This is a genomic window from Microbacterium sp. (assembly GCF_052099035.1).
Classification (GTDB): Bacteria; Actinomycetota; Actinomycetes; order Actinomycetales; family Microbacteriaceae; genus Microbacterium.
On sequence record NZ_JBQDSX010000021.1, the window covers coordinates 1 to 26,505 of the forward strand.

Genomic DNA, 26,505 nt, shown 5'->3' on the forward strand with positions numbered 1-26,505 from the left:
TCGCCGAGGCGGGCGTAGATCTGCTCGAGAGACGAATGCAGGCGGTCCTGGCGACCGCGCAGATCAGCCTGACCGGGGTAGTTCGAGCCCTCGGCGAGCCAGATCTTCAGGTCACGGCTGCCCGTGGCATCCATCACGTCGATGCAGGCGAGGTGATGATCGATCGCCTTCTGGCGCACCGCGGCATCCTCGTGGGTGAGGGCGCCGAACTTGTAGTCGTCGTCCTGGAACGTGTTCGAGTTGATCGTGCCGAGGGCGACGCCGAGGTCTTCAGCGTGCTTGCGCAGGTCATCGTAGGAGTCGACGAGGTCCCACGGGATGTGCAGCGCGACGACCGGCGCGAGAGCGGTGTACTTGTTGACCTGCGCAGCATCCGCAATTTTCTCCCACGGGTCGCGCGGTGTGCCGGGCGTCCCGAACACCTTGAAACGGGTGCCGGAGTTGCCGAACGCCCACGAGGGGAGCTCGATGGACTGTTTCTCGAGCTCGGCGAGAACGGCCGGAGACAGGATGCTCATAGTTCACTGCTTTCGTGATCGGATGCGACGGCGGAGAGCTGGTCCGCCAGGTTGAAGACTTGGGTGAGAGGGGACGCGGCCTGATCTGGACGCCCTTCCAGGCCTACGAAGAACTTCGCCATCGAGGCTTCCCAGCGGCTGGCGACCCCTGATTGTGCGAGGTAGGCCTGGGCGGCTTCGTCATCATCGGTCTCGTAGTAGCCGATGAGCTGCCCGCCGTCGGCGAGGAAGAGCGAATAGTTGCGCCGGCCGGATGCTGCGATCTCGGCGAGCATCTCGGGCCAGACGGGGGAGTGTCGTGCGATGTACTCGTCCTGCATCTCAGGCCGGATCTGCAGCTGGAAGCAGTGGCGGGTCATGATCATCCTCCGGTGTGGCCTGGCCGGCACGCGTGTGCCGGCCAGGCGGGCGACTCAGAAGTCGAAGTCGCCGATGTTGTCCGCGTCGAACACGAACGGGTCGCCGAGCAGCACGACTCCGTCGGCGCCGACGGAGTACTCACCGAGCTCGCCGGCTTCGAACGTGTCTCCCTCGGCGCCGGTGATGTCACCGGCGATCAGTGCCTGCGCTGCGAAGGCGGAGAGGTAACCGAGGTCCTCGGGGTTCCACAGGGCGAACGCGGTGACGGTGCCGTCCTCGACGTACTCGCGCATCTGGTTCGGAGTGCCGAGACCGGTCAGCGCGACCGTGCCCTTGTAGTCCGAGGTCGAGAGGTAGCGCGCGGCTGCCGCGATGCCGACCGTGGTAGGCGAGACGATGCCCTTGAGGTCGGGGTGCGACTGCAGCAGCGCTGCCGTCTTATCGAATGAGATCTGGTCGTCGTCGTCGCCGTATACCGTCTCGACGATGGAGATGTCGGGGTACTCGGTGGCGATGTACTCGGTCATCAGGTCGATCCAGGCGTTCTGGTTCGTCGCGTTGGCCGCTGCCGACAGGATCGCGATCTCGCCCGATCCACCGATCTGCTCGGCGATGAGGTCCGCCTGCACCTTCGCGATGCCCTCGGAGTCGGCCTGGTTGATGAACAGGTCGCGGCAGTCCGTGTTGGTGTCGGAGTCGAAGGTGACGACCTTCACACCGGCATCCCGAGCCTCATTGAGCGCATCGCAGATCGCCTGCGGGTCGTTCGCCGAGACGACGAGGGCGCCGACGCCCTGCTGGGTCGCGGTGTTGATGTAGCTGACCTGTGCGTCAGGGGTCGCCTCGGAGGGGCCGACTTCCTGGAAGGTTCCGCCGAACTCCTCAACCGCTGCCTTGCCGCCCTTGCTGGAAGTGTCGAAGTAGGGGTTGCCGAGGTTCTTGGGGAGGAAGGTGATCGCGAGGTTGGCGTCTCCGCCGTCGGAACCGCCGTCGCTGCCGCCGCCGTCACTGGCGGCGCATCCGGTCAGAGCGACCGCGGCGGCCACCGCGAGGGCGGCGAACGCGGTCACACGCTTGCGTGCAAACGTCATTGTTCTTTCCTTTCGTGGGTGGATGCTGCGGGCGCAGCATCCTTCGGCGTTGTGGAGCTGTGTGCGCCGAGAGTCGAACGGCTCGGTCGGCGGCGCGCCTTCTGCAACCAGGTGAGGATGCTGGCGGCGACGACCGAGATGACCAGCAGGGTGCCGGTGATGATGTTGATCACGTCGGAGGTGACGTTGATCAGTCTCAGGGCGCTGGCGAGCGCGCCGATGAGGAACGCCGCGGCGATGACGCCGTAGATCTTGCCGCGGCCGCCGAAGACGGAGACCCCACCGAGGACGACGGCGGCGATCACCTGCAGCTCGAGGCCGGTCGCGTTGTCGCCGCGGGCACTTCCGAAGCGGAGCGTGTAGTAGATGCCGGCGAATGCGGCGACGGTTCCGGAGAGCACGAACAGGATGAACTTGGTCTGTTCGACGTGCACGCCGGAGAACCGTGCTGCCTCTTTGGAGAGGCCGATGGCGTAGATGCCGCGACCGAACGGGGTGAAGTGCAGCAGGATCGCGAACACGGCGACGAGCACGAGGAACGGCACGGTGATCAGCGGAATCGGTGTGCCGGCGATCTTCGCCTTGGCGATGTCGGTCCAGAACGGTGGGAATGAGGTCACCGCGGTGCTTCCCAGCATCCCGACTGCCAGCCCGCGGAACAGCGCGAGCGTTCCGATCGTGACCGCGAGTGAGGGCAGGCCGACCACCGTGACGAGGAAGCCGTTGAAGGCGCCGCCGATCACGCCGACGAGCAGTGCCGCGAGAGCGGCGAGCTCGAACGGCATCCCGCCCTGGACGAGCGCACCGGTGACGACGCTGGACAGGCCCACCATGCTGCCGACCGAGAGGTCGATCTCGCCGGTGATCATGACGAGCGTCATCGGCAGGGCGATCAGCAGGATGGGGGCGATGTCGAGGATGAGGTAGCTGAGAGTGATCGGCTGGCTGAACCCGCGGATGCTGGCCGACGACACGATCACGACCAGGAGAAGAAGCGCGACGATCGCCGCTTCCGGAGTGAACAGCAGCCGTCGCCAGAGCGGTTTGTCATAGTCGCGGATGACGCGCGTGGAGGCGGTCGATGCCAGAGCGGTGGTCATGATCGGTCCCTCGCTTCGATGAGCTGCCGTTTCTGTCGTACTGCGAGGACCCGGTCGAGCACGATCGCGCCGATGATGAGGGCGCCGACGACGGCGCGCTGCCAGAAGTCCGGGATGCCGAGGATCGGCAGGGCGCGGTTGATGGTCAGCAGGAGCATGGCGCCGATGGCGGCACCCCACACGGATCCGATGCCGCCGGTGATGGCGACACCACCGATGACGGCGGCTCCGACCGCGTCGAGCTCCCAACCGGATCCGGCCTGCGAGCTGATGGTTCCGTACCGGGCGGCGTAGAACACTCCGGCGAGACCGGCCAGAGCGCCGGAGAGGACGAATGCTGTCAGCACGCGACGCGTGACCTGCAGTCCGTACAGCTCGGCGGCGGCGGGATCCGAACCGATCGCGTAGTACTCCCGACCCGTGCGGGTGTTCTTCAGATACCAGGCTGCGGCGGCGAGCACGATGAGGGCGACGATCGCGAGCAGCGGGATGCCGAGGATCTGCGCGGTGCCGAGCCCGAGGAACCCGCGCGGCATGTCGGAGGCGTTCACGCGATCGCTTCCCGCCCACAGCACGTTGATGCCGCGGTAGGCGTAGAGCGTGCCGAGGGTGATCACCATGGCGGGGACCTTGGCGAAGGCGACGAGTGCGCCGTTGATCAGTCCGAGCAGTGCGCCGAAGACGACGGCGGCGATGACGACGAGGACGATCGGAATGCCGGGCACATCGACGAAGAGGCGGCCGGTGAGGTAGGCGGTCAAGCCCATCACGGAGCCGACCGAGAGATCGACGTTGCGGGTGATGAGCACGATGGCCTGACCGACGGCGACGAGCACGAGGATCGACGGCGTCAGCAGCAGGTCGCGCCATCCGTCGGCGCTGAAGAGGAACTTCGGGTTGCCGAGGGTGGCGGCCACGACGACGAGGACGAGGGCGAGCAGGATGCCGAACTCGCGTGCTCGACCGAGCACCGAGAGGTGCTTGGTCATCGAGGAGACGGGGATGCCGGTGGTCACGAGTGCGCCTCCGATGCGTGGGTTGCGGCGAACATGACGTTCTCGGACGTTGCGTCGGAGCGGGAGATCTCGGCGGTGATGCGCCCCTCGCGCATGACGAGGACGCGGTCGGCCATGCCGAGCACTTCGGGCAGCTCGGAGGAGATCATGAGGATGCCCATTCCCTGACCGGCGAGTTCGGACAGCAGCCGGTGCACCTCGGACTTGGTGCCGACATCGATTCCGCGCGTCGGCTCATCGATGATGAGCACCTGCGGCTGCGTGGCGAGCCACTTGGCGAGAACGACCTTCTGCTGATTTCCGCCGGAGAGCGTGGCAGCGACGGTGTCCAGGGCCTGGGTCTTGACCTCGAGGCGGCTGGCCCACTCTTTTGCAGCGCGGTTCTCGATGCCCGTCGTGATGAGACCGGCACGCGCGAGCTGCCGACGGATGGCGAGCGTGATGTTGCCGCCGACGCCCGATTCGATCACGAGGCCCTGCTTGCGGCGGTCTTCGGGGACGAGTGCGAGACCGGCTCGCATGGCCTCGGTGGGGTTGCCGCGGCGGATGCGGCGTCCGCGCATCGTCACCGTGCCGTCGCGATAGGGGTCGACACCGAAGACGGCGCGGACGACCTCGCTGCGGCCGGCGCCGACGAGTCCGGCAAGACTCACGATCTCGCCGGAGTGGACGGTGAAAGAGATGTCGTGGAAGACGCCGGGCTGATCGAGCCCGTCGACTTCGAGCAGAGGCTCGCCCACCGTGGTCTCCTGCTTGGGGAAGAGTTCGGTGACTTCGCGGCCGACCATCTGGCGAACGATTTCATCGACGTCGGTGTCGGCGATCGCGTTCGTGGCGATGTAGGCACCGTCGCGCATGACCGTGATCGTGTCGCACAGTGCGAACACCTCGTCGAAACGGTGCGAGATGAAGATGAGTGCGCGGCCCTCATCGCGCAGACTCCGGGCGATCGCGAAGAGCCGGTCGACCTCGACGCCGGAGAGAGCGGCGGTGGGCTCATCCATGATGAGCAGGCTGGCGTCGAGGGAGACGGCCTTGGCGATCTCGATGACCTGCTGGTCGGCGATCGACAGGCCCTCGGCGGGGCGGTCCGGGTCGATGGTCACGCCGAGCCGGGTGAACAGGCGCTCGACCTCGTGACGCATCGCCTTGCGGTCGATTCGGCCGAAGCGCCCCGTGGGCTGGCGTCCCATGAAGATGTTCTCGGTCACGGACAGATCGGGAAAGAGCGTCGGTTCCTGGTAGATGACCGCGATTCCGGATGCTTTCGACTGGGCGGTCGACGTGAAGTCGACGTCTTCACCGTGGAGGCGGAACGTTCCTCCGTCGCGCTGGTAGAGGCCTGCGACGATCTTGACGAGGGTCGACTTTCCGGCACCGTTCTCGCCGACGAGTGCGTGGATCGATCCGCCGTCGACCGCGATCGTGGCGGAGCGGAGGGCGATGACGGAACCGAACGCCTTCTGGACATCGACGAGTTCCAGCACCGGCTGCGGTGACACTGGGGGCATGTCGCTCTCTTCGTTGAGTATGAATGAATCGTTTCATCAAGGTATGCGTTCGAACTTAGACTGTGCTTTGATTACATGTCAAGGCGACGGATTCGTCCGTGACTGATTCGTTTCATTCGGCGGTCTGTGTTGGCGGGAGGTGGTTCGACGTGGTGAGTGTGCGAGACGTGGCGATCGACGCGCAGGTCTCCGTCGGCACGGTGTCGAACGTGCTCAATCGGCCGGAGAAGGTCGCCCCCGAGACGGTGGCGAAGGTGCATGAGACCATCGCTCGGCTTGGTTTTGTGCGCAACGATGCCGCACGGCAGCTCCGTGCCGGTCGGAGCAAGTCGATCGGGCTCGTCGTGCTCGACATCCGCAACCCGTTCTTCGCGGAAGTGGTTCGCGGAGCGGAAGAGAGGGCTGCCGAACTCGGATACTCCGTACTCGTGGCCAACAGCGACGAGAAGCAGGAGCGAGAGTCCACGCATCTGGCGCTGTTCGAGGAGCAGCGCGTCGCCGGGGTGCTGGTCACGCCGGTGGAGGAGGCGCTGCCGCGGCTCGTACGCATGCGCGATCACGGCATCCCCGCGGTGCTCGTGGACCGTGAGTCCCAAGATTCGCGGTTCGCATCCGTCGCCGTCGATGACATCATGGGCGGCCGCATCGCCGCACAGCATCTGCTCGAACAAGGGCGCCGCCGGATCGCCTTCGTCGGAGGGCCAGTCACGCTCAGGCAGGTTTCGGATCGATTGCGTGGTGCGCAGGATGCCGCGGCGGAGAGTGGTGTGGGCATCGAGTTCGTGGCGACCGACGCGCTCAGCGTCGACGAAGGGCGAAAGGCCGGCGAGCGGCTTTTGGCGCGGAGCGCGGCCGACCGCCCCGACGCTGTTTTCGCGGCGAACGATCTGCTCGCACTCGGGATGCTCCAGAGCCTGGTGATGACCGGGCACGCGCGCGTACCCGAAGACATCGCGCTCATCGGATATGACGACATCGACTACGCAGCGGCCGCGGTGATCCCGCTCAGCTCCGTGCGTCAGCCAGCGGGTCTGATCGGCTCGACCGGCGTCGACCTCCTTCTCGGTGCGGAACGGCCTGCGGACCAGCACGTGCTGTTCGAACCGGAGCTCGTGGCCAGGGCCTCAACGCTCGGTGTGTGAGCCGCGGTTCGACCCTGTCTTCGAGACCCGTTATGATTGCTGAGTGCGTCCGCACGTAAGGTTCGGATGCCTGGAGACGTCGCATAGTCAGGCCTAGTGCACCACCCTGCTAAGGTGGAGTCCTCGCAAGGGGACCAGGGGTTCGAATCCCCTCGTCTCCGCCGAAAATTTCCTGGTCAGAACACAGATTCCGCGGTTTGCCCAAGCGTGCGGTGACCGGACCCGTTCTTTACCTAGAGCTCCCATCGCTACGATTACGCAATGGGCATCGAGCAGAACTGGGCAGGCAACTTCCGCTACCGAGCGGTCGCTGTCGAGCATCCCGCATCGATCGACGAGATGCGCAGCCTCATCACGCGGGGCGGCCAGGTGCGCACCCTCGGCACTCGCCACAGCTTCAACGACATCGCGGACACGGACGGAACGCTGCTCGCGCTGGATCGCCTGCCGATCGAGATCGAGGTCACCGACACCGTAGATGCCGTGCGGGTATCCGGTGGGGCGCGCTACGGCGACATCGCTCCCGTGCTCGAGGAGCAGGGGCTTGCGCTCGCGAACCTCGCCTCCCTCCCGCACATCTCGATCGCCGGAGCGGTGGCGACGGGCACCCATGGTTCGGGCGATCGCACCGGATCGCTCTCCTCTGCGGTGAGGGCGCTCACGATCATGACAGCAAGCGGTGAGATTCGCCGGATTTCACGCGGGGAACCGGGCTTCGACGGCGCGGTCGTGAGCCTGGGTGCCCTCGGCGCGGTGCTCGACCTCACTCTCGACGTCGAGCCGACCTATCAGGTCGCGCAGTTCGTGTACGAGCATCCGAAGTGGGATGCGATCCTCGACGATTTGGATGCCGTGACCGGCGCCGGCACGAGCGTGAGCATCTTCTCCACCTGGCAGCGCACGGACGCCGCCGATCAGATCTGGGTGAAGCAGCGGCAGCCGGACGCGCGCTCCAGCGACCGCGCGGAGCTCGCGCACAGGCTCGAGGCTGAGCCGGCAGATGGGCCGCGGCATCCGATTCTCGGCGCAGACCCCGCTGCAGCTAGCGATCAGGGCGGACTTGCCGGGCCCTGGTTCCAGCGGCTGCCGCATTTCCGCCTGGAGTTCACTCCGTCGGCTGGTGCAGAGATCCAGACGGAGTACCTGGTGCCGCGCGCCGATGCGGTGGCAGCGATCGAGGCCGTGCGCTCGCTCGCTGACCGGATCGCCCCGCTGCTGTTCGTGAACGAGATACGCACGGTACGGGCCGACGACCTGTGGTTGAGTTCGTCCTACGGAACGGAGGCTGTCGCACTGCACTTCACCTGGCGAAGTGACGAGCCGGCGGTCCGCGCGCTGCTACCGGCCCTCGAGGCGGCGCTGCCGGCATCCGCCCGCCCGCACTGGGGCAAGGTCTACACGCTCGATGGCGCCGACGTGCGCGCTCGCTACCCCCGGTGGCACGACTTCGCAGCGCTGCGGAACGACTTCGACCCCGAACGCCGATTCGTCAACGCGTACCTGCAGCGGCTCGGGCTCTGACGCCTCGACACAGTCGCGGCGCTACTTCCCCCGCCCGAGCGCGAGATGTGCTCGGAAGGCGTCCGTAAGGGAGTGCAGGCGGGAGTGTGATCGGCGAACCTGCATTTCGCGCAAGATTGCAGAGCGTGCAATGATTGCCAGGTGCAACAACCCGAAGGCCTGAGGGCCCGAAAGCAGCGGCAGACGCGGGATGCGATTCACCGCGCCGCGGTCGACCTGGCGATCGAGCTCGGACCCGACGCGGCGACAGTCGCCGAGATCAGTGCCCGTGTCGACATCTCGCCGCGCACGTTCTTCAACTACTACCCGAGCAAAGAGGACGCGTTCGTCGGCGTGCACGAGGGGCTGCCCAGCGACGACGAACTCGCCGAGCTGAGGGAAGGAACCTCGGACGATCTCATCGGCGACATCCTCACCCTCATGATCGGCGTCTTCACACCGAGTGACGAGACGCTCATCACTCAGCGCAAAGAGCTGATGCACAAGCATCCGCACCTCATGCAGCGCCAGTGGGCGCGCATGATCGGCGTCGAGCAGCGCATCGGCGAGGTCGTCGCGGAGCGGATGCGCGCTGCCGGCACCTTCGGAGACGTTCCCGACATCGACGACGCCGCCCGTGCCCTGGTCGTCACCTGTAATGCGGTTCTTCGCCTGAGCATCCGCAAGATCGTCGCCGACCACACATCGACCGCCAGCATCCGCCCGCAGGCCGACGAGAGTCTGCGCATGCTTCGAGAGGTGCTGAACACGCTGCCATGACCGCAACCACACGCCCCCGCTCCCACGAATCGCGCCGAGGCATCGTCCTGCTCTTCATCGGCCTCGTGCTCGCGATGCTGCTCGCCTCGCTGAGTCAGACGGTGCTGAGCGCTGCGATGCCCACGATGGTGGGAGAGCTCGGCGGTGTCGACCAGATGCTGTGGGTGATGACCGCCTACATCCTCGCCTCGACGATCATGATGCCGATCTACGGCAAGATGAGCGACCTCATCGGCCGCAAGGGACCGATGATCTTCGCCATCCTGATCTTCATGACGGGTTCCGTCATCGGTGCGCTCGCGCCCAATATGACCATGCTCATCGCCGCACGCGTCGTGCAGGGACTCGGCGGCGGCGGGCTCATCATCCTGTCGCAGACCATCGTCGCCGACGTCATTCCTGCGCGCGAGCGCGGCAAGTACATGGGCATCATCGGCGCGGTCTTCGCCGTGTCGTCGGTGGCGGGCCCTCTCCTCGGCGGCTGGCTCACCGAGGGCGTCGGCTGGCGCTGGACGTTCTGGCTCAATATTCCGCTCGGCATCCTCGCGCTCGCAGCGGCGATCTTCCTACTGCGCCTGCCGCGCGGTACGACCTCGAGACCGAAGGTCGATGTGTGGGGCATGATGACGCTCGCCGCGGCAACAGCGAGCCTCATCCTCGTCGCCTCCTGGGGTGGCAACGACTACGAATGGACGTCCCCGGTCATCCTGGGGCTCATCGCGTCGACCGTGCTGTTCACCGCCCTCTTCATCGTTGCCGAGCGGCGTGCGACGGAACCGATCATCCCCCTGGAGCTGTTCCGGCACCGCAACTTCATCCTCACCACCTCGGCGGGGCTGCTCATCGGCGTCGCGATGTTCGGAGCGATCGGTTATCTGCCGACGTACCTGCAGATGTCGTTCGGCGAGGATGCGACGACGGCCGGCATTCTCATGGTCCCGATGATGGGCATGATGCTGGTCACCTCGCTCGCCAGCGGATGGCTGGTGAGCAAGTACGGCCGCTACAAATGGATGCCGATCGCCGGCGCGGCGCTGGTCGCACTCGGGCTCGTGCAACTGGGCATGATGACGCCCGAGACGCCCCTCTGGCGCTTCTGCATCGATGTGGGCCTGCTGGGCATGGGCCTCGGAACCAACATGCAGATCCTCGTGCTGATCGTGCAGAACACCTTTCCGAATCGAGTGGTCGGCACAGCGACCGCGTCGAACAACTTCTTCCGGCAGATCGGTGCATCGCTCGGCAGTGCGGTGATCGGGAGCCTTTTCGCCGTGCGGCTGGTGAACATCATCGGAGAGCGGATGCCGTCGGATGACGCCAGCGCACAGATCGGAGACGTCGCCTCGCTCACCCCGCACAGCGTGCTCGATCTCCCCGGCCCCGTGCGCGACATCGTGGTGCACGGCTACAGCGACGCGCTCACCCCACTCCTGCTTGGCATGGCACCGCTCGCCGTCATCGCCCTCATCCTGCTCTGCTTCATCAAGGAAGTGCCGCTCAGGACGACCGTCGACCGCGACGAGTAAAGCCGGGCAACCTACTCCCGCGCCTTCAACCGCACCATGGGTAGCGGCGGTGCAGGCAGTGGATCGCGCTGACCGGCGGGGAAGTCCCCGAACAGTTTCGGCTTGCCCGCATCGGCCGGATCCACCGGCTCGAATCCCAGCTCTGACTGGTAGCGGCGGCGGAACTCCACGACTTCCTCGTGCGAGCGACCGATGAAGTTCCACCACATCACGATGCGCTCGCCGAGGGGTACGCCACCCAGCAGAATCACGCGCGCGCCTTCTGGGCCCGCCGTGATCTGGAGCGTGTCGGATCCGGTCGGCACGTAGGCGAGCGCGCGATGCGCGAGGGGCGTGCCATTCACCGAGACCGTGCCGGTTTCCGCCAGGACACCGTGCTCGAAATCCGTGCGCACGGTGAGCGTGATGGATGCTCCGGGCTCGAGCACGAGCTCCGCGCCGAGCAGGTCGGGCGTCCGAGTGTCGACGGGAGCGGAACTGCCCAGCAGCTCGCCGACGAAGACGCGTGCCGACAGGCCGGGGCGCGTCACAGCATCCGGCACGTAGTGGATGAACGCGTTGTCGCCGAACCGCGTCGATTCGGGCATCGCGTACCAGAGCTGCACGCCGTGGAGGGTGCGGGTCTCGGGCGTGCTGATCTCGGAGTGCGTGATGCCGCGTCCCGCGATCATCAGGTTCAGCTCACCCGGCCGCACCTCGGCGGCATTGCCGCCGGAATCGAGGTGGTCGATGCTTCCGGTGAACAGCCACGAGACCGTCGCGAGCCCGGTGTGCGGATGCCGCGGAACCTCCATCCCGCCGGTGTCCGCGACATCATCCGGACCATAGTGATCGAGGAAGCACCACGCGCCGACGAACGAGCGCCCCTTCGACGGGAGCGTGCGGTACACGGTCATCGCCCGCGGACCACCGAGCGGAACCTCCCGCGGGTCGAGCACCTCGACACCGATGCACGGCTCGCCGGACGCGAGCACTTCCTCTTCAGGCCTCTTCTCGAGATTCGTCATCGGTGCGCTCCGTTCTCCGCGTCGAGCGGTGTGGCGAAAACTGCCCCCGGATTCAGTATCCCCTGCGGATCCAGCGCGTGCTTGATCCGCTCATTGAGCTCGAGCACGTCCTCGCCCAGGTAGTCGCCGAGCCAGGGCTGCTTCAGCCGGCCGACGCCGTGCTCACCCGTGATCGTGCCGCCCAGTGAGATGGCGAGATCCATGATCTCGCCATAGGCGACGTGCGCGCGCTCGCGCTGTGCGTCGTCGGCCGGATCGAACACGAGCAGTGGATGCGTGTTGCCATCACCCGCATGAGCAAGAACAGCGATGGTCAGCTCACGCCGAGCAGCGATCTCCTCGATCCCGAGGACGAGGTCGCCGAGACGGGGGATCGGCACACCGACGTCTTCGAGCAGAATCGTGCCCATCCGCTCGACCGCGGGAATCGCCATGCGCCGCGCCTGCACGAATGCTTCGCCCTCATCCGGATCCGCTGTCGCGAAGCACTCCGTGGCACCTCGGGTGAGGCAGATCTCCTCGATGATCGCGATCTCCTCGGCCGCGGCATCCGCATGGTTGTCCGACTGGATGACGAGCATCGCCGCAGCATCCACGTCCAGTCCCATCCGCGTCGCGGCCTCCACGGCTTGGATCGTCGGCCGATCCATGAACTCCAGCATCGACGGGCGCGTCGCCCTCGTGATGTCGAGAACCGCCCGGGTCGCACCATCGAGCGTCGGGAAGATCGCGACCAGCGTCGTCGGGGGAAGCTGCGCAGGAACGAGCCGGAGGATGACCTCCGTGATCACACCGAGCGTCCCCTCGCTGCCCACGAACAGCTTCGTCAGCGAGAGCCCGGCGACATCCTTCACGCGCGGCCCGCCCAGGCGCACCGCGCGCCCATCAGCGAGCACGACCGTCATACCGAGAACGTAATCCGTCGTCACGCCGTACTTCACACAGCACAGCCCGCCCGCGTTCGTCGCGACGTTCCCGCCGATCGAGCAGAATTCGAACGAGGACGGGTCGGGCGGATACCAGAGCCCCTGAGCGGATGCCGCGGCCTTCACCTCGGCGTTGAACGCTCCCGGCTGCACTACCGCCATCCGCGTGTCCGCGTCGATGCGGATCTCACGCATCCGATCCAGTGACAGCACGATCGCACCGTCCACCGCCGAGCTGCCACCGGAGAGCCCTGAGCCTGCGCCCCGCGGAATCACCGCTGTTCCCGTTTCTGCTGCCAGCCGCACAACGGCTTGCACATCCTCGGTCGAGGTCGCCCGCACGACGGCGAGCGGGACTCCCGCGAGGGGGTCGTTCGCGCGGTCCCACCGGTACGCATCCATCGATGCCGGATCGGTGATGATCGCTCCATCGGGCAGTGCTTCGATCAGCCGGTCAGTCAGGGACGTCGTCGTCTCGGGCATCCCCTCACAGTACGCGTTTCGTCTCGCTTCGCTCGCTCAACGACCCGCGGGGAGAGGCGCTATGGCCCCACGGTCCGTGGGGAGAGGCGCTACGGTCGCACGATCTCCGCGTGCGGGATCAGGTACTGGCGCAGCAGCCACGCCCCGAAGTGTCGCACATTGACGCAGGAGTCCGCTGTTGAGCAGTGGATCACCGGGTCGTGCGCGGCGTAGGCGGCGAACGCATCGAGCTTGCGCTGCAGCACGTCGCCATCGAGGTTCTGTTCCCGCCCCTCGCTGGGGTACCCCTGCGCGTAGATCACGCGGGCCGGGTCGACCTGGCCGGAGTCCGCTGTGCCCATGACGATGTCGCCGGTGACCTGATGATCGGGGTGATCGCCGCTGGTCCCCTCGGCGCTGCCCGGCAGATGGGCCATCACCGTCTCGGGCTGATAGGCGTTGTACAGCTCCACCACCGTGGAGCTGATGCTGTCCAGCGACACAGGCGTTCCGGCATCGATCATGTGCAGCTCGCTGAGGGTGCCATTGAGGAGCTGCGGGAGACTCTCCCATCCGGTGGCGGGGAAGCCGCCGGCATTCAGTCCTCCGTCGGGAAGCCTCAGGAAGAAGAGGGTGACGCGCCCGTCACCGATCGGGCGGCTGGTCGCCAGCGTGAGCCCATTGGCAAGGGTGACCGTGCGCTGCTCCCACTCCAACGGAGCACCGAGCAGGATGTCGTAGGCATCGCGCAGGCCGTCCTCGCGGCCGTATCCGTAGTCCAGCCCCATACCGGCATCCGACCCGGTCAGGTACAGGTTCCGGACGCACTGGCCGGCATCGAGGGCCTGCGGAATCGTGGGGCTGCCGAAGATCAGATCATCGTCGTAGTGCGCCCAGATAGTGAACAGCGTTCCCGCGGGGCAGGGCGCATCGACGTACTGCATCGGCGACACGAACGAGGGGGCGCCGTCGCCCACGGCGATCACCGAGGCGATGTCACCGCACTGCTGCGTGGAGGCGAAGAAGTCGACGGCATCCGCCTGGGGCTGCACGAGTGCGCGGACGACATCCTCGGTCACAGCTCCCGGGCACTCGACCGTGACGATCTGCGCGATCCGTTCGTCGCCGAGGTCGTTGGGCGGCGGCGGCGGCGGGATCGTGGCGGTGGCGTGCACCCGTGGGCCGCTGGGGTCGTCCGCCGCGGACGGTGAGCTGCACCCACTGAGCACAAGCGTGCCGATCAGAAGTGCGATGCCGATCGCTGATGTGTGTCGCCGCATACGCGCGTCGTCCCCCCCGAAGTTCCCCCACAGTCTATTGCCAGGTTCCGGTAAAGTCGCCGCATGACCACCGCACCATCGCGGGCCCCGAAGCGCGAGGCATTCGGCTCCCGTAACGTCTTCATTCTCTCCGCCATCGGTTCCGCCGTCGGCCTCGGCAATATCTGGCGGTTCCCGTACGTCGCGTACGAAGGCGGGGGCGGCGCGTTCCTCATCCCGTACCTGTGTGCACTTCTGACCGCCGGTATTCCGCTGCTGTTCTTCGATTACGCGATCGGACACCGCTTCCGCGGCTCCGCGCCGCTCGCGTTCCGCCGTCTGCATCGCGCAGCCGAGCCCCTCGGCTGGTGGCAGGTGCTCATCTGCGTGGTGATCTCCGTCTACTACGCCGTGATCATCGCGTGGGCAGCGATGTACACGTGGTTCTCGGCGCAGCTGTCGTGGGGTGCCGGCAACGAAAACGACTTCTTCTTCGGCGAGTTCTTGAACATGGGCGACGTGTCCACCGGTGTCTCGATGGAGTTCGTCCCGCAGGTCGGCGTTCCGCTGCTGATCGTGTGGCTGGTCACCATCGTGATCATGGGGCTCGGCGTCAAGCGCGGCATCGGCCGCGCCAACACGGTGCTGCTGCCGCTGCTGACTGTCATGTTCATCGTGCTCGTCGTCCAGTCGCTGTTCCTCCCCGGTGCGATGGATGGGCTGAACGCCTTCTTCACCCCGAACTGGGCGGCCCTCGGCGACCCTGCGGTCTGGGCGAGTGCCTACGGCCACATCTTCTTCTCGCTGTCGGTGGCCTTCGGCATCATGGTCACGTACTCGTCGTACCTCAAGCGCAAGACCGACCTCACCGGCTCCGGCCTCGTGGTCGGATTCGCGAACTCGGGTTTTGAGATCCTTGCCGGCATCGGCGTCTTCGCAGCGCTCGGTTTCATGGCGCAGGCTCAGTCCGCCCAGGTGTCAGATGTCGCATCCGCCGGGATCGGCCTCGCGTTCGTCGCCTTTCCGACGATCGTCTCGCAGGCCGCTGGCGGCCCCATCATCGGTGTGCTCTTCTTCGGCGCTCTGACCTTTGCGGGGCTGACGTCGATGATCTCGATCCTCGAAGTCATCGTCGCCGCCATCCAGGACAAGCTCGGGTGGGGACGCGTGCGCGCAACTCTCACCGTCACCATCCCTCTCGCGGTGATCTCGATGGCGTTCTTCTCGACGACGACCGCGCTCGCCGTGCTCGACACGACAGATGCCTTCGTCAACGCCTTCGGCATCATGGCAGTCGCCCTCGTGGCGGTCATCGTCGTGGCCTGGCTGCTGCACAAGCTGCCCGTCCTGCAGGAGCATCTGAACCGTCGATCGAGTTTCCGCGTCGGTCTGATCTGGAAGATCCTGGTGGGCCTGCTCGCCCCGATCGTGCTGGGGTACCTGTTCATCAGCGAGTTGATCACGAAGATCCAGAACCCGTACGAGGGCTACCCCGAGTGGTTCCTGTCGATCTTCGGATGGGGCATGGTCATCGCGCTCGTCGTCCTCGCCATCCTGCTCTCGCTCATCCCGTGGAACAAGCGTTCGCACGCGAAGGATGACCCGGAGTACGACGACTTCCTCGAAGAGGAGCATTACGAGCCGGATGCCGAGACAGGCACGATCCGGACGATGAAGGGAGCAGGCGAATGACTCCGATGGCGATCACCTTCATGATCATCGCCATGGTCACGGTCTGGGGCGGTCTGATCGCCGCGATCGTGAACCTTGCGCGGCATCCTGAGGAAGCGGAGACGGAGCCGGCGCCTCCCGTCGAACTGTGAACCCACCACAGTAGGCGGGGCTGTGTCGTCCCCCTTGACAGCACTGGATAACGTGCGTATCGAGGGGGGCATGGCAACGAACGAGAAGATGCTGGAACAGATCGATCGCTGGTGGCGTGCGGCGAACTATTTGAGTGTCGGACAGATCTATCTGCAGGACGACGCGATGCTGGCCCGCCCACTGCGCACGGAGGACATCAAGCCGCGCTTGCTGGGCCACTTCGGGACTGTTCCGGGCCTCAACTTCATCTACGCGCATCTGAACCGCATCATCGTCGAACGCGATGAGCCGGTGCTCTTCGTCGCCGGACCCGGGCACGGCGGGCCGGCGATGAACGCCAACGCCTGGCTCGAGGGCACCTATTCGGAGCTGTACTCCGACGTCACCCGGGATGCCACCGGTATGCGAGAGCTCTTCCAGCAGTTCTCCTACCCCGGCGGCGTGCCGAGCCACACCGCACCGGAGACGCCCGGGTCCATCCAGGAGGGTGGAGAACTCGGTTACTCTCTCGCCCACGCCTTTGGTGCTGTTCTCGATGATCCCGACCTCACCGTCGTATGCGTCGTCGGAGACGGTGAAGCAGAGACGGGTCCGCTGGCGACGGCCTGGCACGGAAACAAGTTCCTCGATCCTCGCCGCGACGGCATGGTGCTGCCGATCCTGCACCTCAACGGCTGGAAGATCGCGAATCCCACGATCCTCGCGCGCATCCCCGAGGAAGAGCTGGCCGCGCTCATGACCGGGTACGGCTATGACCCGATCTTCGTCACGATCGCAGCGTCAGAGCCAGAGGCCGCAGCGCACGCACGATTCGCCGAGGCGCTGGATCGCGCGTTCGAGGGCATCGACGCGGTGCGCGCCGCCGCCGCCGAGGGTGAACGCCGCGCATGGCCGATGATCGTGCTCCGCTCACCCAAGGGATGGACCGGTCCCGAAGAGGTCGATGGCAAGCCAGTCGAGGGCACATGGCGATCGCACCAGGTGCCTCTCGGCGAGGTGCGCGACGATCAGGACCACCGGCGGATGCTGGAGGAATGGCTGCGCTCGTACCGGCCGGCCGAGCTGTTCGACGACGCAGGGGTGCCGCAGGAAGCGACGGCCGGATGGGGGCCGCGGGGCACCCGACGCATGAGCGCTGTCCCGCAGGCGAATGGCGGGGCCGCCCGCCGAGCACTGGATCTGCCAGGACTCGACGGCCATGCCGTTTCGATCGACGCCCCTGGCGGTGTCGATGCGGGTGCGACCGAAGTTCTCGGCGGCTGGTTCGCCGATGTCATCGGCCGCAATCCGGAGACCTTCCGTATCTTCAGTCCGGATGAACTCGAGTCCAACCGTCTCGCTGTGGTCTTCGAGACGACCGACAAGCAATGGAACGCCCTCGGTGAACCCGTCGATGAGCATCTCGCGCCGCACGGACGAGTGATGGAGGTGCTCAGCGAGCACCAGTGCCAGGGCTGGCTGGAGGGGTACACGCTCACCGGGCGGCACGGAGTGTTCACCTCGTACGAGGCGTTCATCCACATTGTCGACTCGATGTTCAACCAGCACGCGAAATGGCTCGAGGCATCCGCCGGGGTGCCGTGGCGCGAACCGCTGCCCGCATTCACATATCTGCTCTCGAGCCATGTGTGGCAGCAGGACCACAACGGCTTCACGCATCAGGACCCTGGGTTCATCGACCTTGTGCTGAACAAGAGCGTCGACATCGTGCGCGTGTATCTGCCGTTCGACGCGAACACGCTGCTGGTCACCATGGCGCAGTGCCTCGAGGCCACCGACCGCATCAACGTGGTGGTCGCCGGCAAGAAACCCGCACCGCAGTGGCTGAACCTCGACGAGGCCCGCGCGCACGTCCGACGGGGAATCGGAGAGCTGCCGTGGGCCGGAAACGCGCGAGCGGATGAGACCCCGGACATCGTGCTCGCCGCCGCCGGCGATGTCCCGACGCAGGAGGTCATCGCCGCCGCGGAACTGCTGCGTGACAGCATCCCGGATCTGAAGGTCCGCGTCGTGAATGTCGTCAACCTCGCCACCCTGCAGACACCGGAACAGCACCCAGAGGGTCTCGATGATGATGCCTTCGACGCGCTCTTCACGACCGACCGCCCCGTCGTTTTCGCGTTCCACGGCTATCCCTCGCTGATCCACCGGCTCACGTACAAGCGGAACGGACATCAGAACCTGCACGTGCACGGATACAAGGAGCGCGGCACCACCACGACCCCGTTCGACATGCTCATGCTCAACGACATCGACCGATATCAGCTCGCGATCGACGCGATCGATCGCGTGCCTGGCCTCGCCGAGGAGCATGCGGATGTTCGCGCGCAGCTGGTGACGGCACGTGAGCGGGCGCGTCAGTACACCCGCGAGCACGGCGTCGACATTCCCGCGATCGCGGATTGGACTTTCGCCGCGCATCGCTTCGGTGTCAAGGGCCTCGATGATGTGGACGAACCGGCTTAGCGTTACGGCAATTCAGAAGCACAGAAACGATGGCCGGGAGGTACGGAATTGTCGCATTTGGATGTTGTCACCAAGGACAAGCAGGGCCAGTGGGTGAACGAGGTCGAGGGCGCGAACGAACTCTCGCAGAGCTTCAGCAGCCGGGATGAGGCTGTCGCGGCTGGCCGCGACTTCGCTGAGCAGCACGGGTCTGAGCACTCCGTCGAGAACGCGGTTCCCACCGGTGTGATCACCGATGGCGGCGCGCCGGACGATGACGTGGCCTCGGTCGGTGACCGGTCGCCGAGGTCGGATGGGCTCCCGGATACGACCGACGAGAACGGGATGCCACTGGACAATCCCTCCGGTGGATGACGATGAGTACTGATCACGAAGTGCGCCATGCGATCGTCACGGGCTCTGACTCGGGCATCGGCCGCGCCGCTGCGGTCGCCCTCGCCGCCGCAGGTCTCGACGTCGGCGTCACCTGGCATACCGATCGGGAAGGGGCAGAGGAGACCGCCGCCGAGGTGCGCAGCCACGGCGCGAGGGCGGTCGTCGCTCAGCTCGACGTGACGGACATGCCCGCCTGCGGTGACGTCGTGGATGGCATGATCGACGACCTCGGCGGGCTTGACGTCTTCGTGAACAATTCGGGTATCGGCACGAAGACGCCGTTCCTCGAGATGTCGCTCGAAGAATGGAATCGTGTCTTCGACACCGACCTCACCGGAGCCTTCCTCTGCCTGCAGCGCGCCGCGCGCTCGATGGTCGCCGCGGGACGAGGAGGACGGCTGATCGCGGTGACGAGCGTACACGCGCATCAGCCCATGGTCGGATCGAGTGCTTACGACGCCGCAAAGCATGGGCTCAGCGGGCTGATGAAGAACCTGGCTCTCGAGCTCGGGGAGTACGGCATCAGTGCGGTCAGCGTCGCACCGGGGGCGATCGCGACGGCCGCGTCCGGTCAGGCCGACATCGACCCGAGGCAGGTGGATCAGCCAGGTATCCCTCTGGGTCGACCAGGAGATGCCCGCGAGGTCGGGGCGCTCATCGCTTTTCTGGCGTCGCCGGAGGCGGCGTACATCTCCGGCACCTCGCTGGTGATCGACGGTGGGATGCTCCAGATGGGACCGCAGGCAGGTGCAGACATCACGGGGCATGAGTGGCGAACGGTTTGAGCCGCTGAAGAACGCGGTCGGGCCGGCACGCCTGTTGCTGGCGGCGAAAGCCGCCCTTGCGGTCGGGATCGCCTGGGCCGTTGCGCCGCACATGCCCGGCGTGACGGATGAATATCCGTACTACGCGCCGCTCGGCGCGCTGCTGAGCATGTACCCGACTCTGATGGAGTCGGCGAAGTCAGCTCTGCAGACGCTGTTGGGCTTGGTGGCGGGCATCGCGCTTGCGCTCGTGGTGGTCGTGACGGTCGGACCGAACTGGTGGAGCATTCCCATCGTCGCAGGGGTCGGAGTGCTGCTGTCGGGCACGGGCTGGTTCGGTGTGGGACGCGAATATGTACCGATCGCGGCGTTGTTCGTGCTGATCATCGGCGGTCAGAATTCGGATGACTACTCGTTGGGGTATGTCAGTCAGATGGCGGTCGGCGTCGCTGTGGGGCTGGCCGTGAACCTGCTCATCGCTCCAGCGACTCTTACTGCCGTCGCATCGGTTCGCGTGGCTGCCTTCCGTGGTCATCTCGCGCGGCACTTGCACGAGATCGGCGACGCGGTGTCGGACTCGTGGCCACCTGAGCGTGATGGATGGGTTCGGGATGCTGCGACCCTGGCAGATACGTCACGCGAGGTGCGGCAGACCCTGGACAACGCCGACACGAGTCGCAAGGGCAATCTCAGGGCGATGCGCGGACGGCATGGGACCTCCGATGTGCATGATCGGCTGGAGGCGCTCGACCTGATCGCCGTGCGCATCCGCGACATCTCGGAGGCCCTCGCCGATGCCATCTGGGAACGCCCCGGCGGTCTGGGATTGAACGAGACATTGGCCGAACCGCTGAGCGAGGCGTGTCATCGCGTCGCGGATTGCATCGAGCAGGACGAAGTCGACAGTGCACAGGCGCACCGGGCGCGCGAAAGCGCAGCACGGGCCGTTCGCGTTCTGCTCGAAGCGGTGAACGAGGTTATCGTCAGTTCACGGCAGTCGATCGGGCCCGGAGTCCTCATCTGCATGCACCTGCGACGAATACTGCTGCTGCTGCAGGCGCGAGAATGACCGAGACCGCGCTGTCAGCGAGACGGCATGCGCCATGCGCTACGGTCAGCGTATGGGGTCAATTCAGTACGGCGGGTGCGAGGACCCGATCCACATCGAAGACCGCGCTCTGGCGCATCTCAAGGTCGTCATCGCCACGAAGCTGCGGCGACAGGAGTCTTTCACTCTGTCGTGGAAGCACGCGGACGGGGATGCCGCCGGCCGCTCCACGATATGGGTGCACCCGTCGATTCCGTTGCGCTTCGTCTTCGATGATCCAGATGCCACTGTACTGAACGCACGCTGGATCGAAGAGCTCATGCACTCGGTGAATTCGACCGGCGGCATCACTCTGGTCGACGAGGTGCTCGAAACACAGGGCTGAGCGCCGAAACCCGCCGCAGTGTCAAGGGGCATGGCATTGCGGCGAGGACCCGCGAGGGTGTGAAGATGGCCACCCGATCATGGACCTTCGCCGTCAGGCGAATCTTTCGAGCTTTCGCCGCAGACGGCTGTGCCGACGTCGGCGCAAGCCTCGCCTTTTACGCGATTCTCGCGCTGCTGCCTGCTTCGATGGTCGGATTCTCGATCCTCAGCGTGCTCGGGCGGGACGAGGAGACCGCACAGATATCCCTCGATATCGTGCGTGCTGTCGCGCCGGAGGAGGCGGCCGAGGGGGTCGAGGGCTTCCTCAAGGAACTCGCCGACCTGCGGATGTCGGGCCTGTTGCTCGGGAGCGGGGTGCTGCTGTCGATCTGGGCGGTGGCGCGCTACGTCGGCGTCTTCGCGCGCGGAATGAACCGGATATATCGCGTGGAGGAGGGGCGCCGAATCTGGGCACTCAAGCTCAGCCAGCTGGCCATCGCCGTGGTCATCATCGTCTGCGGTGTGATCGCCGCGCTGCTCATCGCCGGATCGGACCGCGTCGCCCAGGCAGTGGGAGACGCGTTCGGGCTCGGCGAGGTCGTGCTGTTCATCTGGCGTATCGCGCGGTGGCCGCTGCTCGTGCTGCTCGTCGTGTTCGTCGTGGCGCTGCTGTACTACTTCGCGCCGAACATCCGGCCTTCGCGATTTCGGTGGATGAGCCTGGGCGCTGCCGTGGCCATTCTGGTGCTGACGATCGCGTCGATCGGGTTCGGCTTCTACATCACGGGCTTCTCGGACTACGACCGCGTCTACGGGCCATTGGCAGGCGTCATCGTGTTCGCCCTGTGGATGTGGATCGCGAACATGTCCCTCCTGGTCGGGGTGGAATTCGACAGAGAGCTGGAGCGCGTCCGCGAGCTCCGCGCTGGAGTGCCCGCTGAGACGCAGGTGCAGCTGCCGCTGCGTGATGCCACTCGGATCGCCAAGACGGTGCGCAAGGACAGAGCGGATGCCGCCGTGGCCCGCCGTATCCGTCGGCAGGCGCAGGCTGAGTCAGACGAAGACGGATCCGGCGCATGAGTACGGCCTGCTGTCAAGGGTCGTGAGTGTCACTTGCGCACGTTCTAGGTTTGGGCGATGACGAACGAGACAGAGGCGCCCTCACGGCTGCGCCGTGCGATCACTGGCCCGATGCTCTTCGCCTTCATCCTCGGTGACGTCCTCGGTGCCGGGATCTACGCACTCATGGGCGTGCTGTCGGCGGAGGTGGGCGGGATGCTGTGGGCACCGCTGCTGCTGGCACTTCTGCTCGCGTTGCTGACGGCGGGCTCCTATGCCGAGCTGGTCACGAAGTATCCACGCGCCGGCGGCGCGGCGGTGTTCGCCGAGCGGGCGTTCCGGAGCCGTATCGTGTCATTCCTGATCGGGTTCAGCATGCTCGCCGCTGGCGTCGTCAGTGCAGCCGGACTCGCCATCGCATTCGCCGGTGACTACCTTCAGACTTTTCTGCCGGTCCCGCCGATTCCCGCTGCCATGGTGTTCCTCCTGATCGTCGGCGCGCTCAACGCGCGCGGCATCCGCGAATCGATGGGTGCGAATCTTGTGATGACGGCGATCGAGCTGAGCGGACTCGTGATCGTCATAGCCGTGGTGAGCGTCTTCTTCGTCGGCGGTGGTGGAGATGCGTCACGAGTCATAGAGACACCGGCGAACACCGGCGTCGGCGTCGCCGTGCTCGGAGGCGCGATCATCGCCTACTACTCTTTCGTGGGCTTCGAAACCTCAGCGAACGTGATCGAGGAGGTCAAGGAGCCATCCAAGACCTACCCGAAAGCGCTGTTCGCCGCTCTTATCACCGCGGGTGTCGTCTACCTCCTGGTAGGTCTCGCCAGCGCGGTGGCGCTTCCTGCCGATGAGCTTCAGGAGTCCTCCGGGCCGCTTCTCGCCGTCGTGGAGGCGACCGGCATCGGTGTGCCGTCCTGGCTGTTCAGCCTGATCGCCCTGATCGCCGTGGCCAACGGCGCGCTTCTCACCATGATCATGGCGAGCCGACTCGCCTACGGAATGGCAGAGCAGAGGCTCCTGCCAGGTGGGCTCTCGCGAGTGCTCCCTCGTCGGAAGACGCCGTGGGTCGCGATCGTGGCCACGACGATCGTGGCGATGCTGCTGACGCTGGTCGGAGATCTCGCGACGTTGGCAGAAACCGTCGTGCTCCTGCTGCTGTTCGTCTTCCTCAGCGCCAACGTCTCCGTCCTGGTCCTGCGGCGGGATCGTGTCGAACACGAGCACTTCCGCGTCTGGACCTTCGTTCCTGTGCTCGGCATCGCGTCGTGCATCTTGCTTCTGACCCAGCAGCGCGGCATCGTGTGGCTCTTCGGCGGGGCCCTGCTCGTCGTCGGTCTGGGGCTCTTCGCGCTCGCCCAGTGGGCACGTCGTCGAGAAGCGACGTCCCACGAGCGGTGAGCGTGAAACGCGCCTTACCTCCGGAATATCAATCGAAAGGATCCCATCATGTCGAACCCCAATATCGACGAACGACTCAGCGCGCTCATCATCACCTGCACCCTCAAGCCGTCGCCCGCCGCGTCGAGTTCTGAAGTGATCGGAGGTCAGCTCGCGGATTTCCTCACCGCACACGATGTCGCGTGCGAGAGCGTTCGCGCGGTCGACCACGTCATCCTCCCCGGCGTGCAGAAGGATATGGGAGAGGGGGATGAATGGCCGTCTCTGCGCGAGAAGGTTCTCGGCGCAGACATCCTGGTGTTCGTGACGCCGACGTGGCTCGGACAGCACTCGAGCGTTGCTCAACGGGTGCTCGAGCGTCTCGACGCCGAACTGAGTGAGACCGACGTCGCAGGACGCCCGATCCTGTTCGACAAGGTGGCTGTCGCGGCTGTCGTGGGAAACGAAGACGGTGCGCACCACATCACAGCCGTATTGTTCCAAGCACTCAACGACGTGGGCTTCACCGTGCCGGCGCAAGGAAGCGTCTACTGGAACGGCGAGGCGATGCACACCACCGACTACAAGGATCTCGAGGAGACACCTGAGAAGGTCAGCGCCTCGATCACGACGTCGGTCACCAACGCGATCCATCTCGCCGGGCTGCTGCGGCAGTCGAGCTATCCGGCAACTTCGTAGATCATGCTCCTGCGTCCGCCTCCTCAGGCAGACGGGCGCAGGGGATCACCACGACATCCTGCACCTTCCAGTCCATCTCGGAGATGCTCTCGGAGATCTCGTCGATCTGAGCCGCGGACACCCGGCGCTTTCGAAGAACGATGAACGCCTCGACGTGGAACACCTGGCCCTGATCGCGCATCCGCACTGCGGCATCAGCGATCCATCGCTGTGCGCGCAGGTGCTCGACGATCTCGCGCGCGAGCGGATGCGGATGCTTGTCATCGTAGGTGCGTGCACGATGGTCCATGAGATCGGCGACGGCACCCCTGGTGTTGCGGATGCCGTCCCAGATGATGCTGAGTGAGATGAACAGCGCGGCCGCACCGTCGAGCCACCACACGCCGAGGCCGACACCGAGAACACCGATGACCGAGGCGGCATTCGTCTGCCAGTCGGCTTTTGCCATGTCGGCGTCCGCGTAGAGGATCTTGTTGTGCAGCACCGGGGCGAGCTTCGCCTTGGCATGGCCGTACACCAACGGTCCGATCACGATGACGGTCATCACGATGACCATCAGCCACCCCAGCCAGATGGTCTGTCCGAAGAGGTCGACGGTGCCGATCGTGGGGTGCTCCGCGGCGATCAGTCCGGAGATGGCTTCGTATGCGAGGTTCAGACCGACCGCGAGGAGCGCGGCGCCAGCGACGACATGTCCGACACCCATCGCTCGGCGCAGGCCGTAGGGATGCTTCAGCGTCGGTGGGCGACGCACGAAGATCAGCGCGATGAGAAACGAGATCTGCGGGAGGAGGGAGAGCATGTCCTCGATCCACGCCGTCCGCATCGCCTGCGAGTTTCCGACGACGAATGCGACCAGAGTTATGGTGACGATCGTGTAGGCGATCGTGGCCCACTCCCACTTCACTGCCTTCTTCAGGGCCTCCGTCTGCTCAGGGGGCAGGTCGGTGCGCCCGAATTGGTGGTAACGGCTCACGAGCCGACCTCCGTGTCGAGGAAGCCTTCCAAATCGGACAGGAAGGCATTTTCACCGAGGGGCACGAACATCACGATGCTGCGATCGCCTGCTCCATCGATGCCGGTGTACCCACGCGTGACGCCCACGCGGTCGGCCCATGGCGTCTGATCGGTCAGGCCACCGATCACGAGGTCGAGCTCGCCTTCCTCCATCATGCCGACGAGTGTTTCCTCGCCGTCGATCGTCCAATGAACATCAGCATCCAACGAATCGGCGAATGCATCGACGAGGTCGACGAGCGGTCCGGTAGGCGTGCTCGAAGAGACATCGACAAGCCTGTCGTCCGAGGAGACACCCACGCGCAGTTCGCCTCCGGATACCGTCTCGAGCGTGCCGTCCGGGTCAGTGGGCAGCGAGATGCCGCACCCCACCAAGCTCACAGCCATGATCAGCGTCAGCAGAACGCCCTTCAAGCGAGTCGACATGCTCACTCCGATTCCACACTGCTGGTGTGATGCGGCACGCCGACCGGCTTCGATTCGCTCGAGCCGCGCTGGCGGAGATAGATGGAGAAAGCCACCATCGCGCCGACGGCAAGGAACTCGGACTGCCAGTTCTGCAGTGTGCGGTTCCAGAAATCGGCAGAGACGATGTACTCGCCCCACGTCTCCAGCGGCATCCCGTGCTGCGCGTTCTCCTGATTGGCGACGACCTGTCCTGCGAGCGATTGCGCCAGCCAGGAGAACAGGAAGACGGCGCCCATGACCAGAAGCAGAGAGTTGGAGTAGATCCATAGGCGTGCGCCTCGCACCTTCGCCCACGGCGGCGAATCCGCACGTGCATGGTCGCCGATGAGCTGCTCTTCATCGGTTCCGACGCCTTCATCGCCGGCCTTCTTGGATTCGGGTGATCCGCGCTGGATAAGCCAGATGGTCGCCAGGATGAACAGGAAGAACTGCAGGAACTCCGACTGCCAGTTCTCCGCGACGTCGACGAGGAAGTCGGACGATGTGACGAAGTCGATGAAGGTCACCGAAGGCTCACCATGCTGGGCGAGCTCCTCGTTGTTGTAGGCGTACCCGGCGATCGATTGTCCGACCAGCGCCAACACGAAGATGGCGAGGAAGACGAGGCTCAGGCTGCTGCTGCGCAGAAAATGACGCACGTCGGTCACCGCCCAGCCAGGGGGAGGATGATCATGACCGCGAGCCCACCCACGATGATCACCGTCCACGACCAGAACGCCACCCGCATGGCACCCGTGCTTGTGCGTCCCCCGTTTCGCTTCCCGACATGTCGAGCTCCTCTCCGTGCTGAGACGATCCTGCCGCGAAAGCAGCCGGGAGGGAGCACCCTTGACAAGCG

25 protein-coding genes, 1 tRNA gene and 1 pseudogene are annotated in these 26,505 nt (G+C 65.6%); 15 read left to right on the top strand and 12 right to left on the bottom strand.

All coding sequences use genetic code 11. From position 1 onward, the window contains the following. The 6 genes and pseudogenes from ACTIAO_RS08595 to ACTIAO_RS08620 form a co-directional block, all read right to left on the bottom strand. Window positions 1-518: pseudogene (locus tag ACTIAO_RS08595) on the bottom strand (L-rhamnose isomerase); the annotation flags it as partial. Beyond that, window positions 515-877: an L-rhamnose mutarotase gene (locus ACTIAO_RS08600; protein ID WP_441905877.1), complete on the bottom strand. Its 363-nt coding sequence runs from the start codon at window positions 875-877 to the stop codon at window positions 515-517. The gene ACTIAO_RS08600 and the pseudogene ACTIAO_RS08595, both read right to left, overlap by 4 nt. 54 nt (window positions 878-931) lie before the next feature. Beyond that, window positions 932-1,969 carry a rhamnose ABC transporter substrate-binding protein gene (rhaS, locus tag ACTIAO_RS08605; protein WP_441905878.1) on the bottom strand — a complete coding sequence of 346 codons (1,038 nt, stop codon included), beginning with the start codon at window positions 1,967-1,969 and terminating at the stop codon, window positions 932-934. Beyond that, the gene (locus ACTIAO_RS08610) at window positions 1,966-3,069 is read right to left on the bottom strand and encodes an ABC transporter permease (protein ID WP_441905879.1); all 1,104 of its coding nucleotides are present in this window, start codon (window positions 3,067-3,069) and stop codon (window positions 1,966-1,968) included. The genes rhaS and ACTIAO_RS08610 overlap by 4 nt, the downstream gene beginning before the upstream one ends. Then, the gene (locus ACTIAO_RS08615; RefSeq protein ID WP_441905926.1) at window positions 3,066-4,058 is read right to left on the bottom strand and encodes an ABC transporter permease; all 993 of its coding nucleotides are present in this window, start codon (window positions 4,056-4,058) and stop codon (window positions 3,066-3,068) included. The genes ACTIAO_RS08610 and ACTIAO_RS08615 overlap by 4 nt, the downstream gene beginning before the upstream one ends. Window positions 4,059-4,081: 23 nt before the next feature. After that, a complete protein-coding gene (locus ACTIAO_RS08620) occupies window positions 4,082-5,596 on the bottom strand; it encodes a sugar ABC transporter ATP-binding protein (RefSeq protein WP_441905880.1) in 1,515 nt (504 codons plus the stop codon). 98 nt (window positions 5,597-5,694) lie between these two features. Here ACTIAO_RS08620 and ACTIAO_RS08625 point away from each other — a divergent pair, with 98 nt between their 5' ends. From ACTIAO_RS08625 to ACTIAO_RS08645, 5 genes are all read left to right on the top strand, one after another. Then, window positions 5,695-6,738, top strand: coding sequence for a LacI family DNA-binding transcriptional regulator (locus ACTIAO_RS08625; protein ID WP_441905881.1), 1,044 nt, complete (start codon window positions 5,695-5,697; stop codon window positions 6,736-6,738). 72 nt (window positions 6,739-6,810) lie between these two features. Further along, window positions 6,811-6,899: transfer RNA gene (locus ACTIAO_RS08630), tRNA-Ser, on the top strand. A gap of 100 nt (window positions 6,900-6,999) precedes the next feature. Continuing rightward, a complete protein-coding gene (locus tag ACTIAO_RS08635; RefSeq protein ID WP_441905882.1) occupies window positions 7,000-8,259 on the top strand; it encodes a D-arabinono-1,4-lactone oxidase in 1,260 nt (419 codons plus the stop codon). Between the two features lie 141 nt (window positions 8,260-8,400). After that, complete coding sequence (locus tag ACTIAO_RS08640) at window positions 8,401-9,018, top strand: TetR/AcrR family transcriptional regulator (RefSeq protein WP_441905883.1); 618 nt, start codon at window positions 8,401-8,403, stop codon at window positions 9,016-9,018. Beyond that, the gene (locus ACTIAO_RS08645) at window positions 9,015-10,544 is read left to right on the top strand and encodes an MDR family MFS transporter (RefSeq protein ID WP_441905884.1); all 1,530 of its coding nucleotides are present in this window, start codon (window positions 9,015-9,017) and stop codon (window positions 10,542-10,544) included. The genes ACTIAO_RS08640 and ACTIAO_RS08645 overlap by 4 nt, the downstream gene beginning before the upstream one ends. 11 nt (window positions 10,545-10,555) lie before the next feature. On the opposite strand, the gene ACTIAO_RS08650 is transcribed toward ACTIAO_RS08645, so the two are convergent. The 3 genes from ACTIAO_RS08650 to ACTIAO_RS08660 all read right to left on the bottom strand — a co-directional run bounded on the left by ACTIAO_RS08650 (window position 10,556) and on the right by ACTIAO_RS08660 (window position 14,219). Further along, window positions 10,556-11,551, bottom strand: coding sequence for a pirin family protein (locus tag ACTIAO_RS08650; protein WP_441905885.1), 996 nt, complete (start codon window positions 11,549-11,551; stop codon window positions 10,556-10,558). Further along, on the bottom strand, window positions 11,548-12,960 hold the full coding sequence (locus ACTIAO_RS08655) for an FAD-binding oxidoreductase (RefSeq protein ID WP_441905886.1): 1,413 nt from the start codon (window positions 12,958-12,960) through the stop codon (window positions 11,548-11,550). The genes ACTIAO_RS08650 and ACTIAO_RS08655 overlap by 4 nt, the downstream gene beginning before the upstream one ends. Before the next feature lie 89 nt (window positions 12,961-13,049). Next, on the bottom strand, window positions 13,050-14,219 hold the full coding sequence (locus tag ACTIAO_RS08660) for a PIG-L deacetylase family protein (RefSeq protein ID WP_441905887.1): 1,170 nt from the start codon (window positions 14,217-14,219) through the stop codon (window positions 13,050-13,052). 63 nt (window positions 14,220-14,282) lie between these two features. On the opposite strand from ACTIAO_RS08660, the gene ACTIAO_RS08665 reads away from it, so the two are divergent. The 10 genes from ACTIAO_RS08665 to ACTIAO_RS08710 all read left to right on the top strand — a co-directional run bounded on the left by ACTIAO_RS08665 (window position 14,283) and on the right by ACTIAO_RS08710 (window position 24,182). After that, window positions 14,283-15,890, top strand: coding sequence for a sodium-dependent transporter (locus ACTIAO_RS08665; RefSeq protein ID WP_441905888.1), 1,608 nt, complete (start codon window positions 14,283-14,285; stop codon window positions 15,888-15,890). A gap of 5 nt (window positions 15,891-15,895) precedes the next feature. Continuing rightward, entirely contained in the window at window positions 15,896-16,021 is a 126-nt protein-coding gene (locus tag ACTIAO_RS08670; protein ID WP_441905889.1) for a methionine/alanine import family NSS transporter small subunit, read from the top strand. Window positions 16,022-16,091: 70 nt separating this feature from the next. Next, the gene (locus tag ACTIAO_RS08675; protein WP_441905890.1) at window positions 16,092-18,488 is read left to right on the top strand and encodes a phosphoketolase family protein; all 2,397 of its coding nucleotides are present in this window, start codon (window positions 16,092-16,094) and stop codon (window positions 18,486-18,488) included. A 48-nt stretch (window positions 18,489-18,536) separates the two neighbouring features. Next, a complete protein-coding gene (locus tag ACTIAO_RS08680; protein WP_441905891.1) occupies window positions 18,537-18,842 on the top strand; it encodes a DUF2188 domain-containing protein in 306 nt (101 codons plus the stop codon). Beyond that, complete coding sequence (locus tag ACTIAO_RS08685) at window positions 18,839-19,648, top strand: SDR family oxidoreductase (RefSeq protein ID WP_441905892.1); 810 nt, start codon at window positions 18,839-18,841, stop codon at window positions 19,646-19,648. The genes ACTIAO_RS08680 and ACTIAO_RS08685 overlap by 4 nt, the downstream gene beginning before the upstream one ends. Further along, window positions 19,629-20,696: an FUSC family protein gene (locus ACTIAO_RS08690; RefSeq protein ID WP_441905893.1), complete on the top strand. Its 1,068-nt coding sequence runs from the start codon at window positions 19,629-19,631 to the stop codon at window positions 20,694-20,696. Before ACTIAO_RS08685 ends, ACTIAO_RS08690 begins: the two co-directional genes overlap by 20 nt. A 52-nt stretch (window positions 20,697-20,748) precedes the next feature. Then, window positions 20,749-21,060, top strand: coding sequence for a DUF7882 family protein (locus tag ACTIAO_RS08695; protein ID WP_441905894.1), 312 nt, complete (start codon window positions 20,749-20,751; stop codon window positions 21,058-21,060). A 65-nt stretch (window positions 21,061-21,125) separates the two neighbouring features. Beyond that, the gene (locus ACTIAO_RS08700) at window positions 21,126-22,121 is read left to right on the top strand and encodes a YihY/virulence factor BrkB family protein (RefSeq protein WP_441905895.1); all 996 of its coding nucleotides are present in this window, start codon (window positions 21,126-21,128) and stop codon (window positions 22,119-22,121) included. Between the two features lie 57 nt (window positions 22,122-22,178). Then, window positions 22,179-23,504 (top strand): APC family permease, encoded by a 1,326-nt coding sequence (locus tag ACTIAO_RS08705; protein WP_441905896.1) that lies wholly within the window; start codon window positions 22,179-22,181, stop codon window positions 23,502-23,504. A 48-nt stretch (window positions 23,505-23,552) separates the two neighbouring features. Then, window positions 23,553-24,182 (top strand): flavodoxin family protein, encoded by a 630-nt coding sequence (locus ACTIAO_RS08710; protein WP_441905897.1) that lies wholly within the window; start codon window positions 23,553-23,555, stop codon window positions 24,180-24,182. Window position 24,183: 1 nt separating this feature from the next. Here the strand turns inward: ACTIAO_RS08710 and ACTIAO_RS08715 are convergent, their stop codons facing one another. From ACTIAO_RS08715 to ACTIAO_RS08725, 3 genes are read right to left on the bottom strand one after another with little or no spacing between them, the layout of a single operon-like run. Continuing rightward, window positions 24,184-25,158 carry a cation diffusion facilitator family transporter gene (locus ACTIAO_RS08715; protein WP_441905898.1) on the bottom strand — a complete coding sequence of 325 codons (975 nt, stop codon included), beginning with the start codon at window positions 25,156-25,158 and terminating at the stop codon, window positions 24,184-24,186. After that, window positions 25,155-25,625 (bottom strand): hypothetical protein, encoded by a 471-nt coding sequence (locus ACTIAO_RS08720; protein ID WP_441905899.1) that lies wholly within the window; start codon window positions 25,623-25,625, stop codon window positions 25,155-25,157. Before ACTIAO_RS08720 ends, ACTIAO_RS08715 begins: the two co-directional genes overlap by 4 nt. A gap of 2 nt (window positions 25,626-25,627) precedes the next feature. After that, window positions 25,628-26,305, bottom strand: coding sequence for a DUF6766 family protein (locus ACTIAO_RS08725; protein WP_441905927.1), 678 nt, complete (start codon window positions 26,303-26,305; stop codon window positions 25,628-25,630). Window positions 26,306-26,505 lie beyond the last annotated feature (200 nt).

Bases quoted from the DNA above. Each gene is read 5' to 3' on its own strand.
- ACTIAO_RS08610 (WP_441905879.1), bottom strand. From the start codon at position 3,069: ATGACCACCGCTCTGGCATCGACCGCCTCCACGCGCGTCATCCGCGAC.
- ACTIAO_RS08705 (WP_441905896.1), top strand. From the start codon at position 22,179: ATGACGAACGAGACAGAGGCGCCCTCACGGCTGCGCCGTGCGATCACT.
- rhaS (WP_441905878.1), bottom strand. From the start codon at position 1,969: ATGACGTTTGCACGCAAGCGTGTGACCGCGTTCGCCGCCCTCGCGGTG.
- ACTIAO_RS08670 (WP_441905889.1), top strand. From the start codon at position 15,896: ATGGCGATCACCTTCATGATCATCGCCATGGTCACGGTCTGGGGCGGT.
- ACTIAO_RS08675 (WP_441905890.1), top strand. From the start codon at position 16,092: ATGGCAACGAACGAGAAGATGCTGGAACAGATCGATCGCTGGTGGCGT.
- ACTIAO_RS08615 (WP_441905926.1), bottom strand. From the start codon at position 4,058: ATGACCAAGCACCTCTCGGTGCTCGGTCGAGCACGCGAGTTCGGCATC.
- ACTIAO_RS08655 (WP_441905886.1), bottom strand. From the start codon at position 12,960: ATGCCCGAGACGACGACGTCCCTGACTGACCGGCTGATCGAAGCACTG.
- ACTIAO_RS08645 (WP_441905884.1), top strand. From the start codon at position 9,015: ATGACCGCAACCACACGCCCCCGCTCCCACGAATCGCGCCGAGGCATC.
- ACTIAO_RS08660 (WP_441905887.1), bottom strand. From the start codon at position 14,219: ATGCGGCGACACACATCAGCGATCGGCATCGCACTTCTGATCGGCACG.
- ACTIAO_RS08720 (WP_441905899.1), bottom strand. From the start codon at position 25,625: ATGTCGACTCGCTTGAAGGGCGTTCTGCTGACGCTGATCATGGCTGTG.
- ACTIAO_RS08700 (WP_441905895.1), top strand. From the start codon at position 21,126: ATGGCCACCCGATCATGGACCTTCGCCGTCAGGCGAATCTTTCGAGCT.
- ACTIAO_RS08635 (WP_441905882.1), top strand. From the start codon at position 7,000: ATGGGCATCGAGCAGAACTGGGCAGGCAACTTCCGCTACCGAGCGGTC.
- ACTIAO_RS08695 (WP_441905894.1), top strand. From the start codon at position 20,749: ATGGGGTCAATTCAGTACGGCGGGTGCGAGGACCCGATCCACATCGAA.
- ACTIAO_RS08600 (WP_441905877.1), bottom strand. From the start codon at position 877: ATGACCCGCCACTGCTTCCAGCTGCAGATCCGGCCTGAGATGCAGGAC.
- ACTIAO_RS08685 (WP_441905892.1), top strand. From the start codon at position 18,839: ATGACGATGAGTACTGATCACGAAGTGCGCCATGCGATCGTCACGGGC.
- ACTIAO_RS08665 (WP_441905888.1), top strand. From the start codon at position 14,283: ATGACCACCGCACCATCGCGGGCCCCGAAGCGCGAGGCATTCGGCTCC.
- ACTIAO_RS08690 (WP_441905893.1), top strand. From the start codon at position 19,629: ATGAGTGGCGAACGGTTTGAGCCGCTGAAGAACGCGGTCGGGCCGGCA.
- ACTIAO_RS08650 (WP_441905885.1), bottom strand. From the start codon at position 11,551: ATGACGAATCTCGAGAAGAGGCCTGAAGAGGAAGTGCTCGCGTCCGGC.
- ACTIAO_RS08620 (WP_441905880.1), bottom strand. From the start codon at position 5,596: ATGCCCCCAGTGTCACCGCAGCCGGTGCTGGAACTCGTCGATGTCCAG.
- ACTIAO_RS08710 (WP_441905897.1), top strand. From the start codon at position 23,553: ATGTCGAACCCCAATATCGACGAACGACTCAGCGCGCTCATCATCACC.